Raw genomic sequence first — 17,613 nt, 5'->3', positions numbered from 1 at the left:
CATTTAATTAACCCAAGCTTAAAAAACTAATTTTTAAATTTAAACTTAATTAAGATAATTTTACTCTTTTTACTAATTATCTGTTATGAAATATTAATCTTTTTTGATTAATCATACGAAAATAACGCCTTTTAATAGCATATCTTAAATTAATATAAAATAAAAATTTAATTTCAAAAATACAAAATTTGTCAGATAGCTGACGGAATTTAATCGCCAGAAGTTATAGAATTGTTTCAAAAATTTCAGGAAGGAGCGTTTGAGATGTTAAATAAAAATTTAACTATCTCTATTCATGTGATTAACAATCACTCTATTAGTGAGCAGGGCGGTCTTGCCTTGTTTTTTAGGAGGAATTTATGAAAAAACATAAATTTGTGATTGCCGATTCTAAACGCTGCATAGGATGTGCGACCTGTATGGCTGCATGTTTTAAAAGTGCTTATGAACGCGGCAAACTATCACGTGCAAGGCTAAGCGTCTTAAGAGAAGCTAGTGGTGTTATGCCGACTCAGTGCAGACAATGCGACGATGGCCCTTGCGCAAATGTATGCCCAACTGGAGCATTGCGATTTAACGATAATTGCATCGAGCTTCACGAGGAAATTTGTATAGGTTGCAAGATGTGCACGATCGCTTGCCCTTATGGTGCGATAAGCTCAAGTGCAGAGCTTATGCCTTCAGTAAATTACGCTGTCGAGCCAAAATACTATCTTGAAGTAGAGTCACAATCAGGCGCAAAAAACATCGCAGTTAAATGTGATATGTGCTTTGGCCGTGAAAATGGACCAGCTTGCGTTGATGTATGCCCAACAAGTGCTCTTATAATGGTTGATCCAGAAGAGGGCAAACATAAGCTTGGCAAGAGGATAGACTACGAAGCAGCGAATAAATTTGCTACTAAAATTTTAAACGGACAAGGAGCATAAGATGACTACGGTTTATATGCTATTTCTTGTAAGTGCCGTCGTTAGCATCTTGCTCTACTGCGCTCCAAAAGCCGCTGTTAAAGTTGGTTTTGGACTAAGTGCTATAAGCTGCTTTTATGCGATGTGTCACTTCGTTGCAAATATGGGAGTAAGTGATAGCTTTGCTCTTATGGATGGCTTTTTGTATTCGCCAAAATTTGCACTAAATCCACTTGGAAATTTCTTCAGCTTTGTCGTTGTTTTCATCGGATTTGCAAGTAGTGTTTATGGTATGAGCTATGCAGAAGAGTACATAAAAAAAGCAAATGTTGGTGTGTTTGCATGTTTGTTTAACACATTCATCCTTTCAATGCTTCTAGTAATCAGCGCTGATAATGTATTTTGCTTTGTTGTTTTATGGGAGCTTATGACTCTTGTATCATCATTTCTTATCATCGTCAATGACGGTAAAAATACACTTAAAGCGGTTATGGTATATCTTGGCATCGCACAAATTGGTGCATTTTGTATAACCTGTGGCTTGCTTATCACAGCTTACTATGCAGGAAGCTTTGAATTTAGCGCATTTATGGGTGTTAAGATGCCATTTGGCGCTTCTGCTGCTGTATTTATACTATTCTTGGTTGGCTTTGGTAGTAAAGCTGGTATGTGGCCATTCCACGTTTGGCTTCCACAAGCTCACCCAGCAGCACCATCAAACGTTTCAGCCCTTATGTCAGGCGTTATGATTAAAGTTGCTCTATTTACACTAGTTAAATTTACACTTTACCTACCACTTAGCACATATTTTGGTCTTACAATACTCGCTCTTGGTGCAGCTAGCTCACTATTTGGTGTTTTATACGCTCTTTGCCAACACGACTTCAAAGCTTTGCTTGCCTACCACTCAGTTGAGAACATAGGCATCATCTTGCTAGGTCTTGGTACTGGTATCTACGGTGTTGCAGCTGGAAATTTAACACTTGCAGCAGTAGGTTTTCTAGCAGGTTGCTACCACGTAGTTAACCACGCTATATTTAAAGGTCTACTTTTCCTTTGCGCTGGTTCAGTTATCCACGCTACTCATACACAAAATATGGACATCCTTGGTGGTCTTGCTAAAAAGATGCCATGGACAAGCCTTGGTATGTTTATAGGTATCATGGGTATCGCAGCTTTACCTCCAGTAAATGGCTTTGTTTCAGAGTGGTTTACATATCAAGGTATGCTTCAAGGTGCGATGGGAGAAGGAACATTAGTTAGATATGCATTTACACTTGGCGTCGTAGCTCTTGCGCTAACAGGCGTTTTGGTCGGTATGCACCTTAAACTTTACGCTGTTATCTTTGCAGGTACTCCAAGAGATCAAAAAATTTGGGAAAATGCTAAAGAGAGTCCGATAGGTATGGTTCTTGGTATGATCATTCTAATGATAGGCTGCGTTGGCTTTGGTCTTGGCGCAAACTACATAGTTGATTACATCATGCAAGCTGTAAATTCTATCGCTATAAGCGACTATAAAGCTAGCCTTGGTGCTATAAATGTAACTTCACCTATGGGTAGCATGATCTCAACTCCACTTATCGCTTTAGTCCTATGTGCAACTATGATTTTGCCATTTATCATCCTTGCTGTTATGAAAGCAAACAGAGATAAACCACGCGAAACTGATCCTTGGGCTTGTGGCTTTAAATATAGCTCACGTATGCAAATGACAGGTGGTCCATTCACTGGCGACCTTAGAAAAATTATGCAATGGCTATTTAGAGCTGATAAAAAAGTAGTTACTAGAAATTATTTTGACGCGGTTGAGTATCACAACCATCCAAAAGATATTTGGTGGGGAATGTTTTATGAGCCAGTCATTAAATGGTGTGTGAAATTTGCTGATAAGCTAGGTATCGTTCAAAGTGGTTATACAAATGTATATGCACTTTATATCTTGCTATATCTTTGTGTCATACTTGCTGTGGGCTACTTTTTAGTTTAGGAGACGAAAATGCAAACTATACTTTTAATGATATTTCAAGTAGTCGTTATCGTTTTGGTAGCTCCTTTGTTTGATGGTATGGCAAGAAAACTTAGAGCTAAACTTCAATCAAAACAAGGTAGCGATTTCTTTCAAACATATCGCGACATTATAAAGCTTTTTAGAAGAGGAAGAACCGTCCCTGAGTGCTCACACTGGGTATTTAGATGGGCTCCATTTTTCCTTTTTGCAACTTCAGCTGCAGTGCTAGCTGCTATACCTATCACTTATAGCAAAGACACTGTATTTGGAGCTTACTCAGATATATTTGTTATCCTCTATCTTGGTGCGCTACTTAGATTTGTATTTGGTGCAGCTTCAATGGATAGCGGCAACCCATTTGCAGCAACAGGTGGCGGTAGGGAGCAAATGCTTGGTGTTTATGTTGAGCCAGTTATGATTATGTGCTTAATCGTAGTTATGCTTGCAGCTAAAACATCAAATTTAGTTGAGATCCAAGAGATGGTAAGAACTGGCGTTATCGGATATCAAATTCCAAGTTTTGCCGTTGCTTCTATCGCATTTTTGTGGTGTATGTATGTTGAGACTGGTAGAAAGCCATTTGACTTAGCTGAAGCAGAACAAGAGCTTCAAGAGGGTGTTCTTGGTGAGTATGCTGGTAGCGACCTTGGCTTAGTTCAAGCATCACTTATATTAAAACAGTTTGCTATGATCGGACTTTTCCTAAGCATATTTGAGCCATGGAATTTTAGCAATCCTTTCTTAGCTATTATCGTTTTTGTGATAAAAACTGGAGTATTTTACGTCGCAGCTGTATTTATAGACAACTTTGGACCACGCTTTAAAATGACTTCATCTTTACGCAAAAATGCTCTTGGTGCACTTGCTATTTCGTTTGTTGCACTAACACTTTATGTAGTAGGAGCGTGAGATGCAAACACTAGATATATTAGCCATTTGCATGATCGTAACTTCGCTTGCGGTTTTTGGTCTTAGAAGCTTGAAACTCTCAATCATCGCTTATGCGATAGAGACACTACTTTTAGTTAGTATATTTTTCTTGCTATCTGAGAAATTTAACGCTGAGCAGCTAAAAACTTGGGCGATCGTTGCGTTTTTTACCAAAGTTCTTTTCGTGCCAGGAATTTTGTTCTGGCTTATCAAAAAACTTGGCGTAGTTAGCGAAGATGAGCCAGTTGGTGGATTTTTTGTAAGTCCTGTTATTGCTATGGGATTTTCTCTAGCTCTTTCAATGAGTATCCACCCTATATTTTTAAAATTCTCTCTTATCAAAGAAGAGATTATGTTAATCGCTGCTGGAACAGTCTTTATGATGGGAATTTTTGGCTTCATGCTAAGAAACTCATTTATAAAACAAATTCTAGCTTACTGCTTGTTTGAAAACGGTATCCACCTAAGCCTTGCTCTAATGGCTTACAACTCACATGAGCTAGTTGAGCTTGGTATCTTAACAGATGCGATATTTGCTGTTATCATAATGAGCGTTCTAGCGATTAGATTTTATAAAGCTTATGATAGCTTAGATACTTCTAAAGCTTCAAATTTAAGGGGTTAGAGATGGATAGTTTAGCTTTAATACTTATCTTACCGCTCCTTGGTGCTTTGATCTTGTTTTTAAGTCCTAAAAATTATGCGGTATTAAGCGGACTTCATGTCTTGTTTTCTGCTGCGACATCAGTGGCTTTACTTAACAATGTTCTTAAAGTTTTAAGTGGCGGAACTTTTTATAGTTTTGATAAATTTTTATTCTTAGATAGCTTAGGCTGTGTTTTCTTGGTACTTATCGCAGTAACTGGATTTATAGTAAATTTCTACTCTATCCATTACATGAGATGGGAACTTGAAGATGGACACATCCACTTAAGCGATCTTAAAAAATACTACGCATTAAGCCATGTATTTATCTTTACAATGACTTTAAGCGTTATCTGCAACAACGTTGCGTTTATGTGGGCAGCTATCGAGGCTACAACACTAGCTTCTGTATTTTTGGTTGCTATCCATAAAGATCAAAAATCAACAGAGAGTGGTTACAAATACATCGTTCTTTGTTCAATCGGTCTTGCATTTGCTCTTTATGCAACCGTTCTTCTATACTCAGCTACATATAGCACACTAGGAGATGGCGAGGCTTCTATGCAGTTTTCAAGCATAATGGCTAACGCTAAAAATTTAAATCCAGATGCAGCAAAACTTATCTTTGTGTTTGCGCTAATTGGTTTTGGTACAAAAGCTGGTCTTGCTCCAACTCACACTTGGTTGCCAGACGTTCACGCTGAAGGTCCAGCACCTATCTCAGCATTGCTATCAGGTGTACTTTTAAAATGTGCGATGCTTGCACTTTTAAGATACTACGCTATCACAGCTCAAGCAGTTGGATTTAGCTTTGTTGAAGGCGTAATGATCGTATCAGGAACTATCACACTTTTTGTAGCAGGATTTTTCCTAATAAGACAACACAACGTAAAAAGAATGTTTGCATACCACTCAATCGTTCACATGGGTGTTATCGCATTTGCACTTGGTGTTGGCGGTAAATTTGGTCTATTTGCAGCGATATTCCACTGCTTAGCTCACAGCTTCACAAAAGCTTTGGCTTTCTGCTCAACAGGTAACATAGCAAGAATTTACGGCCACAAAGATATGAGTAAGATGGGCGGCATGGTTAAGATCGCACCTATTACAACTATTTTGTTTGGTGCAGCTGTATGCTCACTAGTTGGTGTTCCAGCATTTGCTATATTTGTTAGCGAATATAACGTCTTTGTTGGAGCTATCACAAGTGGTCAATACATTGCAGTTGCGCTATTTGCTATTGCACTTGCAGTTATTTTCATAGCTGACTTTGCGCACTTTAACATGGCAAGCTTTGGCGAGCCAAAAGGTGTGGTTGTTCATAATAAAGAGATGAGTTTATTTGAAAATTTACCTCTTATAGCACTCTGTGCCCTTATCATAATCTTTGGCGTATGGCACGTAGATAGCTTTTATACGCTAGTAAATAACGGTGTTAATATAATGATGGGAGCTTTAAAATGAGAGGCGATAAATTTGTTGAAATCCTAAAAACTAAAGTAAAAATTTTAGAAGTAACTCGTCAAGCAGACGATCAGATCACAGTTTTGGTGGATAGAAATGATCTTCCACTAGCTGTAAAAACACTTTATTATGATATCGGTGGCTTTATAAGCACTATGATACCAAACGACGAGCGTCAGATAAATGGCTGCTATGCGCTTTACTATGCTATCTCAATGGAAGGTAGCAAGATGACTGAGGCGGACGACTTTGCAGCTGAAGATAAGTGCTTTATTACAGTTAAAACCCTTATCCCAGGAAGCGATCCGACATTTCCATCAGTTACTCCGCTCGTGCCAGCTTGTGTTTGGTATGAAAGAGAAGCTTATGATATGTTTGGTCTAGTAGCTGAGGGTCTGCCTGATAAAAGACGTCTAGTTTTAAGTGATGACTGGCCAGACGGACTTCACCCACTTAGAAAAGATGCTATGGACTACCGTTACCGCCCTGATCCAGTAGATCACAGAGATGAGCCTGATGCGGAGTTTTTGTTCCCGACAGGTGATGCAGTAGTTGATGTGCCACTTGGACCACTACACGTTACATCTGATGAGCCAGGTCACTTTAGACTTTTCTGCGACGGCGACGAGATCATCGACGCTGATTATCGCTTGTTCTATCAACACCGCGGTATGGAAAAGCTAGCTGAAAACAGAATGAACTATGATCAAATGGGCTATCTTGCAGAGCGCGTTTGCGGAATTTGTGGTTATGCTCACGCTATTGCGTGTATCGAAGCTGCAGAAAAAGCTATCAAGCTTGAAATCCCACTAAGAGCTCAAGCTATACGCGTCATCTGTCTTGAGATCGAGCGTCTTCACAGCCACCTTTTAAATATCGGTCTAGCTTGTGAGGTCACTGGTAACTACAACGCATTTATGCATATCTTTAGGGTTCGTGAGTACTCTATGGAGCTAGCTCAACTTGTAACTGGCGGACGCAAAACATACGGCAACGTCGTTATGGGCGGCTTAAGACGTGATATGACAAACCATGAGATCAAAAAAGGCTTAGAGATCATCAATAAACTTGACATTCAAATTTCAGAAATTTGGGATGCAGTTTTGGAAGATAAACGCCAAATCGGACGCTGGAAGGGTGTAGGTATCTTGGACCGCCAAATAGCACGTGACTTTAGCCCAGTTGGTCCAAATATGAGAGGCTCTGGCTTTAAACGTGATAACCGCTACGATCACCCATACGACTTCTTCAAACAGATAGAATTTGAAGTAGCAGTTGAGCATGGTTGCGACGTTTTTGCTCGTGAGATGGTTAGATATAAAGAGCTAAAAAGCTCTATCCATATCATCCGCCAATGCTTTGAGATGATGCCTCAAACTCCGATCATGATCGATCCTGTGACTATGATCAAACCTGAGAATTTCGCACTTGGTCACGATGAAGCACCTCGTGGTGAGAATGTTCACTGGGTTATGCAAGGTAGCGCTCAAAAAGTATATCGCTGGAGATGTAGGGCTGCGACATATAACAACTGGCCAAGCCTAAGGTATCAATTTAGAGGAAACAACATAAGTGACGCTGCGCTTATCGTTTGCTCACTTGACCCTTGCTACTCATGCACCGAGCGTGTTACTTTGGTTGATGTAAGGACTAAGAAAAGTAAAATTTTAACAGAAAAAGACCTTAAAAAATTCTGTCAAGATGGCGGGGTTAGTAAGAAGGATTTAAGATGATGAAGTTATTTGACATCACAGAAAAATATGGAAAGGCGACATACGCCTATCCATTTGAGCCATATATTGTGCCTGAGAATTTCCGCGGTCAGCCAGACTATACATACGATCTTTGCATAGGTTGTGCAGCTTGCGGTATCGCTTGCCCTAGTAACGCAATAGAGCTTAAGATGAACGATGAGCAAACAAGGCTTGTTTGGCAGTTTGACTGTGGTCGCTGCATATTCTGCGGTCGCTGCGATGAGGTTTGCCCAACTGGAGCCGTAAGACTTAGCGATAGCTTTGAGCTTGCGGTTAAATTTGACAAGAGCGCTCTTATCCAAAGAGGCGAGCTTGAGATGCAAACTTGCAAATGCTGCGGCAAGCCATTTACGCCAAAAAGGCTTATAAATTTCACCCTTGAAAAGCTTGGCACAGCAAATTTACTCCCAGGCAGACTTGAAGAGGCAAAAGAGTATCTTTTTATCTGCCCAGAGTGCAAGAAAAATCAATCTGCTGAGAGGCTAACAAAAGGCGTTGAGGAGGCTATAAAATGAGTCTATATCAAGTCCCAGAGGACATAAAAACAGCAAATGATCTAACTGCAAAGCTAGAGCATTTAAAAAATATCAAAAGAAGCTTTAGCGTTTATAGGATCGACTGCGGAAGCTGCAATGGTTGTGAGATCGAAATTTTCGCTGCTATCACTCCGATGTGGGATCCAGAGCGATTTGGCTTTAAGCTTGTAGCAAACCCAAGACACGCTGATATCTTGCTTTGCTCAGGACCAGTTACAAGACAGATGTATTACCCACTACTTCGTGCTTACGAAGCAGCTCCAGATCCTAAGATCGTAGTTGCTTTTGGTGCTTGTGGAAGTACTGGTGGAATTTTCCACGACGCTTACAGCGTTTGGGGCGGTATAGATAAGATAATCCCAGTTGATGTCTATATCCCAGGATGCCCTCCACACCCAGCAAGTGTTATCTATGGTCTAGGTATGGCTCTTGGCATCATTGATCAAAAGCTACACAAAAAAAGCTACGAAAATGATAGCACTACGCCTCCTCCAGTTAAAAACTCAGTAATGGGCGATATCTTGTTTGAACGTGACTTGCATGCTGAAAGTAAAAGGCTAATGAGTTATATCTTTGGTAGAACACTATTTGAAAAATATATGGACGCTATCAAAGCCTCAAGCGACATCCACAACCCAGAGCTTGCACGTGAAGCGGTTATAGCAGCTATCAAAAAAGAAGATGATCCTAGATATGCTGAGTGTATGGCACTTTTACACAACGATGTCTATCTAAAATATGCAAAAGCTGGTAAAAATTTTGCGATTGATGTTGATAGTGAGGTTTGGAGTAAAAGATGATACAAGTTTATAAGCTTACAAAAAGGCATATGGACGACAACGAAAAGCTTCCACGCGAGCTAAAGGAGATAAAAATTTTCTCCACTTGCGTGGGACACGGCGTTGGTACGATTGATTTTAGTGAGAAGATCTTAGAGCTAAGCGATGAGGAATTTGACGAGATGATCAAAAACTCAGGCGAATATGTGAAATTTAAGATCGGAAATTTAAGCAAGTATTTTGAAGTTGAAATTTTTGCTGAGCATATCGCTAGACTCTTGCCACAGCTTTGTGAGTGTAAGCTTAAAGAAATTTTGGCAAATTTAAAAGAGGGATATATCGTGCTTAGGAAGGACTTTTGATGAAAAAGGCCATCCTTTGCATCGGTAATCCTATGCGTGGTGATGATGATGTTGGCAATGAAGTTGGCCGCATCGTAGAGCAAGAGCTAAAAGAGTGGAGGGTCTTTTTTGGGCAAGATGTGCCTGAGAATGAATTTTCAGCTATTAGAGAATTTGCGCCTGACATTTTGATAGTAGTCGATGCTATGAGCGGCTTTGATGAGGATAAGATAGAGTTTTTTGACCTAAGTGACGATAGAGACTACATCTACTCAACTCACAACCTACCAACGCCGGTGCTTTTAAGCTATTTGCGTAAAATTTGTCCAAAGACGCTTTTCCTTGGCATTAGTGTCTTGCTTGAAAATGTCCTTGATTTTGAGGAGGGGCTAAGCGAGCAGGCTAAAAAAAGTGCCAGAAAAGCCTTTTTAAGAATTGTAGAGATTGATAAAAATTTAGTTGGTTAAATTTAGCAAGTGCTAAATTTAGTCTGGGTTTGCTAAAGATAAATTTGATCGTTTTGGATTTGAAATTTAGTGTAAAAACAAGCTTTAAACATTAAATTTTGACGCTAAAATCTCTATCTTTGGCACTGCTTCTTTGCTTTTGTTTCTTATAGATCAAAGAAGGTTAAATAAAAAGGAGACGTGATGTTAAATCCGGCAGAAACCGCTCAAGCGGTCTCAAATTCAATGGAGCATAAAGCCCATACGCCACTTGTAAGCATTATATTTCTTGCTATCATGGCTGGTGCTGCTATTGCTATGGGTGATATCTTTTGGGCTCACTCAACAGTTGGTATGGCTGAAAAACAGTCTATCGGTCTTTCAAATTTCATCGGTGGTATCACATTTAGCTGCGGTCTTATGATGGTTGTATTTTATGGTGGTCACCTATTTACTAGCTCTGTTTTAAGCGGTGTTAGTGCGTATGAGGGCAAATTGCCACTTGGTAAAACCATAAGCTACTGGGTAATTGTTTGGATATTTAACTTCGTTGGCGGTGCATTGATCGCTTATATGTACTACTACTCTGGTTTGCCACTAAAATACGACGGCTACATCTTGCAACACTTCGTACCAGCAGCTATTGGCAAGATCACAGCACCATTTCATGAGCTATTTCTTCGTGGTATCTTTTGTAACGTCTTTGTTTGTATGTCTATTTGGACTGCGACAAGCGAGAGCAACCTATCTGGTAAATTCTTTGCCATTATGTGGATGATCGGCGCATTTGTCGCATGCTCAATGGAACACTGCGTTGCAAATATGTTCATCATCACTGAAGCTATCATCTCTAAAGCTCACTACATAGCAGCAAGCGGTGGCGACATCAACGCTGCAGCAGCTTTACTCCACACTACAGCTGATAAACTAGATGTCATCAACTGGACAAATTTCTTAAGCAAAAACTTGCTTCCAGTTACACTTGGCAACATCTGCGGTGGTCTTTTCTTTGTTGGTCTTGTTGGCTTCATGGCTAATAAATTTGATATGAAGAAAAAAGCTTAAAACTAACTTTTAGTCTTTGCTTTTATGGCAAAGGCTAAATTTTAAATTTCTCTCTTTCTTACCTTAAAAGTTTCAAAAAAATCTCTTATTTTTTATCTAAAAAATGTCACACTCATCTTAAATTTATCGTTTTAACTCTCTTGTTTTTGAAAATTTGTGACATTTTGGAGTTTAAAACATCTTGGCTAATAAATTTAGAGCAATAATAAAGCTAAAATTTAATATAATCCAACGAAAAAAGGAGAGTCTATGAAATTTTTCAATGCATTTTTTACTGGCATTATATTTGTTCTTGCTCCTATTTTTACGCTATTTGTTGGAATTTACAACAACTACTTTTCATTTTATGGCATAAATGAGTATTTCAATGTGATTTTTGTAGATAATGTGCCTTTTTTGTGGCTTTTACCTGTGTTTTTTATATTTGGATATTGTTTCTTTTATGCGCCATTTAGAAAAATTTTTAGAGCTTTTTATCTGCTCCTGCTCCTGCTTTGCGCACTTAGTTGGTATCCTGATTTTGGACGAAGCTTGGGCGAGGCTTATTTTATGAGTAAGCCACTTGAGATGGATCTATCTTCAAATTTACAAAACGAGCAAAAAACAAGCGGCAAAGTCCTTTATGACGGACGAAGAGAAATTTATTTTCTAAGAAGTGACAATGATAAAGTCGTTAAAATTTCAAAGTAAAGTTTTACCTTTATTTAGTTACAATGGCATAAAAATTTAAAGGTTTAAAATGCGTATAAAACTTCCACACGTACCTTATGTCTCACATAAAATAGCAATAGATCTTTTAAACTGTGGTTTTGTAAAGTTAAACAAAGGTATTGAGCCAATCGTAGCAAAAGCAAGTGAAATTTTAACTACTGACGTTCAAAAAGAAAGAGCGCTAGATGAGCGAGTAAATGAGCTTTTAGAGAAAAACGAGGACGAGATGCAAACGATGCAAATCGATCGCAAAAATATGTTTTGGCTCGTTAAAAAGAAACTTGCTGGCGAATTTGACGTCATTTTAACTCATGAAGATAGATTTAGCAATGTCGCTCACAAGATACTTGAGACTATTTGGAAGAGCGGGTTGGTTGATTATAGCGTATCTGAAAACCGCGTAAAAAACGTGATATATGGCTCGATAGATGAGTATCTAAAGAGCTATGAGAAGATAGAAGATAGCGTATATGAGATGATGCAAAACTACAAACGTAAACTTATCCCAGGAACTGATGAATACGACCTGATTTTTGAGCGTTTGTATCAAGATGAGCTTAAAAAAAGAGGAATGCTTTAATGAAAGCTTATATCTACATTGAAAACGGCGTTTTTTTAGAGGCAAAGGCCTTTGGTGCTCACGGCGAGTGTGCAGGCGAGCTCGTTTTTAATACCTCTATGACTGGCTATGAGGAGATCATGAGCGATCCAAGCTATGCTGGTCAGTTTATCGTCTTTACTATGCCAGAGATCGGCATTGTTGGCATAAACGAAGATGATATGGAGAGCCTTAGAATTCACGCAAGCGGCGTAATAATGAGAAGCTACAACGATACTCCGTCAAACTACCGCTCGCAAAAGTCTTTAGGCAAATTTTTTGAAGAGCAGGGCAAATTTGGCGTTTATGACGTTGATACTAGATATCTAACAAAGATGCTACGAGATGAGGGCGCTTTGATGGCATACATCTCAACGCAGATAAGCGACAAAGATGAGCTAAAACGCAGGCTCGAAAGTAGCGGACGCATAGAAAATATAAACTATGTAAAAACAGTCAGCGCTATGGACGAGTACGAGCATAAAAAAGGCGCTTGGGATAGAGATTTAAAGTCATATAAGCCGCTAAAAAGTATCGGAAAAAAGATAGCTGTTTTTGACTTTGGCGTAAAGAGAAACATCCTAAATGAGCTATGTGAAACTGGTCTTGAGGTCATCGTCGTGCCACACGATACCAAGGCTGAAGTTTTGATAGATAAATTTAAAAATGGCGAGATAAATGGTGTCTTTTTATCAAATGGCCCAGGCGAGCCAAAAAATTTAAAGGCTGAAATCGCTGAGATTAAAAAGATGATAGAGGCAAAAATCCCGATATTTGGCATCTGCCTTGGACATCAGCTGCTTTCAAATGCCTTTGGATACGAGACATATAAACTTAAATTTGGTCAGCATGGAGCAAACCATCCAGTCTTAAATTTAGAAACAAAAGCGATCGAGATAACAACGCAAAATCACAACTACAACGTGCCAGAGAGCATCGCTGAAGTAGCGGTTGTGACACATAGAAATTTGTTTGACAACACGATCGAGGGCGTAAGATACAAGGACTATCCGATCTTCTCGGTGCAACATCACCCAGAAGCAAGCAGCGGTCCTAACGAGAGCAAATATATATTTAAGCAGTTTTTAGAAATTTTATAATATGCAAAATATAAGCCTTTACATGATTATCTCAGTTGCGCTTTTGAGCAGCTTTAGTCATTGCATCGGCATGTGTAGCGGGTTTTTGAGCTTGCAAGCTCTATTTTTTAAAGGCAAAAGCAAGAGTGAAATTTTAATGCTAAGCGCGCTTTATAACCTAGCTAGAATTTTTGCTTATGTGGCTTTGGGAGCTTTATTTGGCGCTTTTGGAGCAGCCATTAGTTTTGGTATGCAAGCAAGAGGCGTGATATTTTTCATAGTTGGCTTAGCGATCGCATTTATTGGCATCGCACTGCTTTTTAGGGGCGAGCTTTTAAAATTTGTAGAGAGCGAAAAAGCACTTAAATTTATAGTAAAAATGGCAAAAACAAGCGTGCAAAAGAGAAATTTGGCAAATTTTTTACTGCTTGGCTTTTTAAATGGGCTTTTGCCTTGCGGTGTGGTCTATTATTTCTTAGCGCTTGGAGTTTTAAGCGCAAATGTGGCTGACGCATCCCTGATAATGCTTATCTTTGGGCTTTGCACCTTGCCAGCGATGTTGCTAGCTAGTTTTGTTTTTGGCTTACTAAGAGAGAAATTTAAAGAGATCATGTTTAAGCTCTCAGCTTGCATAATGATCTTAAACGGACTTTATCTATCATTTTTAGGATATAGAGCAAATGCCTAGTTTAAATTTAGATGAAAATTTCCTTTCAAGTAGCGATGGCATGAGGATTGCTAAGCTTGCGATGATGGGCGAGATGATGGCAAATATAACTCACCAGTGGAAGCAGCCGCTAAATGAGCTAAGCTTAGTTTTATATAAGATGAAAAAGCTAGCACGCAGCGAAGATGGCGAATTTATTGGCTCTTATGAGAGGGCTATGCAGATCATAAAGTATATGTCAGAAACTACTGATGAGTTTAGCTCGTTTTTAAACCCAAACACACTTTCGCAAGAATTTAGCCTAGCAGATGCAGCTAGAGCATCGATACAGATCGTAAAAGGTGTGATGAAAAAAGATGGCATTCGTATAGAGCTTGAGGTGCTAGGGGACTCTAAAATTTATGGTCACAAAAACAGACTCATGCAAGTCATTATAAATTTACTAAACAACGCAAAAGACGCACTAAATTTAAAAAAGATAGAAGATAAAAATATAAAAATAAAGATTGATAATGACGAAAAATTTGCTTACCTAAGCATAGAAGATAATGGCGGTGGCATAGATAAAAATGTGATAGATGAGATATTTAAGCCATATTTTACCACCAAAGAAAATGCCAAAGGCACTGGCTTAGGACTTTATATGTCAAAGCAAATAATCGATCAATTTAACGCAGAAATAACAGCGGGCAACAGCGACAATGGGGCCTGTTTTTTAATAAAGTTACCACACAAAGGAGAGATAGATGAATAAAATTTTAAAGAACCTAACGGTTTTGCTTGTCGAAGATGATAGCGATAGCAAAAAGATCATGCACGATGTGCTAAGTGACAATTTTGAGAAAGTTTTTACTGCTCAAAATGGTGATGAAGGTTTGAAAAAATTTAAAAAATACAACCCAAATATGGTAATTACAGATGTATTTATGCCAATTAGTGATGGACTTGATATGACAAGATATATCAAAGAAATTTCTAAAGACACACCTGTCATCGTCCTAAGTGCGCATAGCGAAAAAGAGACTTTATTAAAGGCGATCGATGTTGGAGTTGATAAGTATCTTATAAAACCTATCATGGCAGATGATCTTTTAAAAACCATAGAAAATGTCGCAAAAAGCAAGATAGAAACTGCAAATATCATCCAAGTTGCAAGCGGATATAGCTTTAATAAGATCAAGCGCGTACTTATCAGAGATGGCGTTGAAATTTCGCTTACTAAAAAAGAGCTTGCATTTATCTCACTTTTGATAAAAAGACTTGGTACACTCGTGCTTCACGATGAGATCAAAAGCGTCGTTTGGGTTGGCGAGAGCGTTACTGAGGCAGCTATTAGAACCTTTGTTAAGCGCGTTAGAGACAAAGTTGGTAACAACTTTATAAAAAATGTCCCAGGACTTGGTTACAAAATAGACAGAAGACTTTCCTAGTTAATGAGAATTTATATTAATTAAGTTTTTTTATAGTCCTTATACTCTAAAATAACAAATCATTAATATAAATTTAACTAGGAGGATATTTTATGCGACCATCTCAGCTACTACACTATGATTATAGTGTAGCAAGGCTATTTATGTTTGCCACGATACTCTTTGGTATCATAGGCATGGTTGTTGGCGTAGTTATAGCTTTTCAAATGGCCTGTCCAGAGCTTAACTACATAGCCGGTGAATATTCGGCGTTTGGGAGGTTGCGTCCTCTTCATACTAATGGCATCATTTTTGGCTTCATGCTCTCAGGCATCTTTGCCACTTGGTACTACATCGGACAGCGTGTTTTAAAGGTCTCGATGAGCGAGTCGCCATTTTTGATGTTTATCGGCAAGCTTCACTTTTGGCTATATATGCTTGTTATGATTTTAGCTGTTGTTACGCTTTTTATGGGCGAGAGCACAGCCAAAGAGTACGCCGAGCTTGAGTGGCCACTAGATATCGCAGTGGTTGTTGTTTGGGTACTTTGGGGTGTTAGTATATTTGGCCTCATCGGCATCCGCCGCGAAAAGACACTTTACATCTCAGTTTGGTACTACATCGCTACATTTTTAGGCGTTGCGATGCTATATCTATTTAACAATATGGAAGTTCCAACAAGACTTGTTAGCGGTTATGGCTCATGGCTACACTCTGTATCTATGTACGCTGGCTCAAACGACGCTTTGGTTCAGTGGTGGTACGGCCACAACGCAGTTGCATTTGTCTTTACGGTGGCTATCATCGCTCAAATTTATTATTTCTTACCAAAAGAGAGCGGTCAGCCGATATTTTCATATAAACTATCGCTATTTTCATTTTGGGGTTTGATGTTCATCTATCTTTGGGCTGGCGGACACCACCTCATTTACTCTGCTACGCCTGATTGGATGCAGACTATGGGCTCAGTCTTTTCTATCGTTTTGATCCTGCCTTCGTGGGGTTCAGCCATAAACATCCTTCTTACGATGAAGGGTGAGTGGGCGCAGCTTAGAGAGAGTCCGCTTATTAAATTTATGGTTCTAGCTTCGACATTTTATATGTTCTCGACACTTGAAGGTCCGATACTTTCTATCAAGTCTGTAAATGCCCTAGCGCACTTTACTGACTGGGTACCAGGACACGTTCACGACGGCGCTCTTGGCTGGGTTGGCTTTATGATCATGGCGGCACTTTATCACATGACACCGCGCGTGTTTAAGCGTGAAATTTACTCAAAGTCGCTAATGGAAGCTCAGTTTTGGATACAAACAACAGGTATCGTCTTATACTTTGCGTCTATGTGGATCGCTGGTATCACGCAAGGTATGATGTGGAGAGCGACTGATAGCTATGGAAATTTACTCTACTCGTTTATAGACACAGTAGTTGTTCTTATCCCATACTACTATATAAGGGCTATTGGCGGACTTCTTTATCTAGTTGGCTTCTTGATGTTTGCTTATAACATCTACAAATCAACTTCTGCTAAAGCTATCTTAGCAGAGCCAAAAAGCGCTTCACCTATGGGCGGCGTGGCAAAAGCTAGCGCGGAGGTGATGTGATGTTTGCTTGGTTAGAAAAAAATCCATTCTTTTTTGCAGTTTGCGTTTTTATAGTCATCGCTTACGCTGGCATAGTTGAAATTTTACCAGACTTTGCAAACAGAGCTAGACCGCTTGAGGGCACAAAGCCTTACACCGTTTTAGAGCTAGCTGGCAAAAACATCTATATGCAAAATGGCTGCAACACTTGCCACTCACAAATGATCCGTCCGTTTAAAGCCGAGACTGATAGATACGGCATGTATTCGCTAAGCGGCGAATTTGCCTATGATCGTCCGCACCTTTGGGGCTCAAAAAGAACAGGTCCAGATCTTATGCGTGTGGGCAACTATAGAACGACCGACTGGCATGAAAATCACATGCTAAATCCAGCCTCAGTAGTGCCAGGCTCGATCATGCCAGCATATCCATTTTTATTTAAGAAAAATGCTGACATAGAGACTGCTTACGCTGAAGCGCTAACGGTTAAAAAGGTCTTTAACACGCCTTATGATGAAAAAGATATGCCAGCTCTTGGCACGCTAGAGCAGACAAATGCTAACGTCAAGGCTGAGGCTGCAGCTATCGTTGAAAATATGAAAGATGAGCAGGTAAAAAGTGCATTTGAAAAAGGTGAAATTCGCCAGATCGTAGCACTGATTGCTTATCTAAATAGCCTAAAGTAGG

At 39.3% G+C, this 17,613-nt stretch carries 19 protein-coding genes; all 19 read left to right on the top strand.

Features of this window, described 5'->3' with window-relative positions; all coding sequences use genetic code 11:
- Positions 1-359: 359 nt before the first annotated feature.
- The 19 genes from CVS86_RS06465 to ccoO all read left to right on the top strand — a co-directional run bounded on the left by CVS86_RS06465 (position 360) and on the right by ccoO (position 17,612).
- Positions 360-929, top strand: coding sequence for a 4Fe-4S dicluster domain-containing protein (locus tag CVS86_RS06465; RefSeq protein WP_002939266.1), 570 nt, complete (start codon positions 360-362; stop codon positions 927-929).
- Between the two features lies 1 nt (position 930).
- Positions 931-2,898, top strand: coding sequence for a proton-conducting transporter membrane subunit (locus CVS86_RS06460; protein WP_009294858.1), 1,968 nt, complete (start codon positions 931-933; stop codon positions 2,896-2,898).
- A 9-nt stretch (positions 2,899-2,907) separates the two neighbouring features.
- Positions 2,908-3,828, top strand: coding sequence for a respiratory chain complex I subunit 1 family protein (locus tag CVS86_RS06455; protein ID WP_002939300.1), 921 nt, complete (start codon positions 2,908-2,910; stop codon positions 3,826-3,828).
- Position 3,829: 1 nt separating this feature from the next.
- A complete protein-coding gene (hyfE, locus tag CVS86_RS06450; RefSeq protein WP_012001181.1) occupies positions 3,830-4,474 on the top strand; it encodes a hydrogenase 4 membrane subunit in 645 nt (214 codons plus the stop codon).
- Positions 4,475-4,476: 2 nt separating this feature from the next.
- Positions 4,477-5,958 (top strand): hydrogenase 4 subunit F, encoded by a 1,482-nt coding sequence (locus CVS86_RS06445; protein WP_107791348.1) that lies wholly within the window; start codon positions 4,477-4,479, stop codon positions 5,956-5,958.
- Positions 5,955-7,691, top strand: coding sequence for an NADH-quinone oxidoreductase subunit C (locus tag CVS86_RS06440; RefSeq protein ID WP_107791347.1), 1,737 nt, complete (start codon positions 5,955-5,957; stop codon positions 7,689-7,691). The genes CVS86_RS06445 and CVS86_RS06440 overlap by 4 nt, the downstream gene beginning before the upstream one ends.
- Positions 7,688-8,227, top strand: coding sequence for a formate hydrogenlyase complex iron-sulfur subunit (locus CVS86_RS06435; RefSeq protein WP_002939210.1), 540 nt, complete (start codon positions 7,688-7,690; stop codon positions 8,225-8,227). Before CVS86_RS06440 ends, CVS86_RS06435 begins: the two co-directional genes overlap by 4 nt.
- On the top strand, positions 8,224-9,048 hold the full coding sequence (locus CVS86_RS06430; RefSeq protein WP_107791346.1) for an NADH-quinone oxidoreductase subunit B family protein: 825 nt from the start codon (positions 8,224-8,226) through the stop codon (positions 9,046-9,048). Before CVS86_RS06435 ends, CVS86_RS06430 begins: the two co-directional genes overlap by 4 nt.
- Positions 9,045-9,389 (top strand): formate hydrogenlyase maturation HycH family protein, encoded by a 345-nt coding sequence (locus CVS86_RS06425; RefSeq protein WP_002939326.1) that lies wholly within the window; start codon positions 9,045-9,047, stop codon positions 9,387-9,389. The genes CVS86_RS06430 and CVS86_RS06425 overlap by 4 nt, the downstream gene beginning before the upstream one ends.
- Positions 9,389-9,835 (top strand): hydrogenase 3 maturation endopeptidase HyCI, encoded by a 447-nt coding sequence (locus CVS86_RS06420; RefSeq protein WP_107791345.1) that lies wholly within the window; start codon positions 9,389-9,391, stop codon positions 9,833-9,835. The genes CVS86_RS06425 and CVS86_RS06420 overlap by 1 nt, the downstream gene beginning before the upstream one ends.
- Positions 9,836-10,018: 183 nt before the next feature.
- On the top strand, positions 10,019-10,879 hold the full coding sequence (locus CVS86_RS06415; protein ID WP_103569455.1) for a formate/nitrite transporter family protein: 861 nt from the start codon (positions 10,019-10,021) through the stop codon (positions 10,877-10,879).
- 249 nt (positions 10,880-11,128) lie between these two features.
- On the top strand, positions 11,129-11,569 hold the full coding sequence (locus CVS86_RS06410) for an isoleucyl-tRNA synthetase (RefSeq protein ID WP_103597978.1): 441 nt from the start codon (positions 11,129-11,131) through the stop codon (positions 11,567-11,569).
- A gap of 49 nt (positions 11,570-11,618) precedes the next feature.
- Entirely contained in the window at positions 11,619-12,170 is a 552-nt protein-coding gene (locus CVS86_RS06405) for a DUF507 family protein (protein WP_012001188.1), read from the top strand.
- The gene (carA, locus tag CVS86_RS06400) at positions 12,170-13,288 is read left to right on the top strand and encodes a glutamine-hydrolyzing carbamoyl-phosphate synthase small subunit (RefSeq protein WP_107791344.1); all 1,119 of its coding nucleotides are present in this window, start codon (positions 12,170-12,172) and stop codon (positions 13,286-13,288) included. Before CVS86_RS06405 ends, carA begins: the two co-directional genes overlap by 1 nt.
- Before the next feature lie 22 nt (positions 13,289-13,310).
- Complete coding sequence (locus CVS86_RS06395) at positions 13,311-13,955, top strand: sulfite exporter TauE/SafE family protein (protein WP_107791376.1); 645 nt, start codon at positions 13,311-13,313, stop codon at positions 13,953-13,955.
- Complete coding sequence (locus CVS86_RS06390) at positions 13,948-14,688, top strand: sensor histidine kinase (protein WP_107791343.1); 741 nt, start codon at positions 13,948-13,950, stop codon at positions 14,686-14,688. Before CVS86_RS06395 ends, CVS86_RS06390 begins: the two co-directional genes overlap by 8 nt.
- Entirely contained in the window at positions 14,681-15,364 is a 684-nt protein-coding gene (locus CVS86_RS06385; RefSeq protein WP_107791342.1) for a response regulator transcription factor, read from the top strand. Before CVS86_RS06390 ends, CVS86_RS06385 begins: the two co-directional genes overlap by 8 nt.
- Before the next feature lie 92 nt (positions 15,365-15,456).
- Positions 15,457-16,947 carry a cytochrome-c oxidase, cbb3-type subunit I gene (ccoN, locus tag CVS86_RS06380; protein WP_107791341.1) on the top strand — a complete coding sequence of 497 codons (1,491 nt, stop codon included), beginning with the start codon at positions 15,457-15,459 and terminating at the stop codon, positions 16,945-16,947.
- Positions 16,947-17,612, top strand: coding sequence for a cytochrome-c oxidase, cbb3-type subunit II (gene ccoO, locus CVS86_RS06375; protein ID WP_002939297.1), 666 nt, complete (start codon positions 16,947-16,949; stop codon positions 17,610-17,612). The genes ccoN and ccoO overlap by 1 nt, the downstream gene beginning before the upstream one ends.
- Position 17,613: the final 1 nt, after the last annotated feature.

The sequence above is a fragment of the Campylobacter concisus genome, from assembly GCF_003048605.1.
Taxonomy (GTDB): Bacteria; Campylobacterota; Campylobacteria; order Campylobacterales; family Campylobacteraceae; genus Campylobacter_A; species Campylobacter_A concisus_BM.
The sequence above is the reverse complement of the archived record's forward strand: the minus strand, read 5'-3'. Positions and strand labels throughout refer to the sequence as shown.

Excerpts from the sequence above, each read along its gene's own strand:
- CVS86_RS06415 (WP_103569455.1), top strand. The coding sequence starts at position 10,019 with ATGTTAAATCCGGCAGAAACCGCTCAAGCGGTCTCAAATTCAATGGAG.
- CVS86_RS06435 (WP_002939210.1), top strand. The coding sequence starts at position 7,688 with ATGATGAAGTTATTTGACATCACAGAAAAATATGGAAAGGCGACATAC.
- CVS86_RS06390 (WP_107791343.1), top strand. The coding sequence starts at position 13,948 with ATGCCTAGTTTAAATTTAGATGAAAATTTCCTTTCAAGTAGCGATGGC.
- CVS86_RS06455 (WP_002939300.1), top strand. The coding sequence starts at position 2,908 with ATGCAAACTATACTTTTAATGATATTTCAAGTAGTCGTTATCGTTTTG.
- CVS86_RS06445 (WP_107791348.1), top strand. The coding sequence starts at position 4,477 with ATGGATAGTTTAGCTTTAATACTTATCTTACCGCTCCTTGGTGCTTTG.
- ccoN (WP_107791341.1), top strand. The coding sequence starts at position 15,457 with ATGCGACCATCTCAGCTACTACACTATGATTATAGTGTAGCAAGGCTA.
- CVS86_RS06420 (WP_107791345.1), top strand. The coding sequence starts at position 9,389 with ATGAAAAAGGCCATCCTTTGCATCGGTAATCCTATGCGTGGTGATGAT.
- CVS86_RS06410 (WP_103597978.1), top strand. The coding sequence starts at position 11,129 with ATGAAATTTTTCAATGCATTTTTTACTGGCATTATATTTGTTCTTGCT.
- CVS86_RS06405 (WP_012001188.1), top strand. The coding sequence starts at position 11,619 with ATGCGTATAAAACTTCCACACGTACCTTATGTCTCACATAAAATAGCA.
- CVS86_RS06460 (WP_009294858.1), top strand. The coding sequence starts at position 931 with ATGACTACGGTTTATATGCTATTTCTTGTAAGTGCCGTCGTTAGCATC.
- CVS86_RS06440 (WP_107791347.1), top strand. The coding sequence starts at position 5,955 with ATGAGAGGCGATAAATTTGTTGAAATCCTAAAAACTAAAGTAAAAATT.
- CVS86_RS06385 (WP_107791342.1), top strand. The coding sequence starts at position 14,681 with ATGAATAAAATTTTAAAGAACCTAACGGTTTTGCTTGTCGAAGATGAT.
- CVS86_RS06430 (WP_107791346.1), top strand. The coding sequence starts at position 8,224 with ATGAGTCTATATCAAGTCCCAGAGGACATAAAAACAGCAAATGATCTA.
- CVS86_RS06395 (WP_107791376.1), top strand. The coding sequence starts at position 13,311 with ATGATTATCTCAGTTGCGCTTTTGAGCAGCTTTAGTCATTGCATCGGC.
- hyfE (WP_012001181.1), top strand. The coding sequence starts at position 3,830 with ATGCAAACACTAGATATATTAGCCATTTGCATGATCGTAACTTCGCTT.
- carA (WP_107791344.1), top strand. The coding sequence starts at position 12,170 with ATGAAAGCTTATATCTACATTGAAAACGGCGTTTTTTTAGAGGCAAAG.
- ccoO (WP_002939297.1), top strand. The coding sequence starts at position 16,947 with ATGTTTGCTTGGTTAGAAAAAAATCCATTCTTTTTTGCAGTTTGCGTT.
- CVS86_RS06465 (WP_002939266.1), top strand. The coding sequence starts at position 360 with ATGAAAAAACATAAATTTGTGATTGCCGATTCTAAACGCTGCATAGGA.
- CVS86_RS06425 (WP_002939326.1), top strand. The coding sequence starts at position 9,045 with ATGATACAAGTTTATAAGCTTACAAAAAGGCATATGGACGACAACGAA.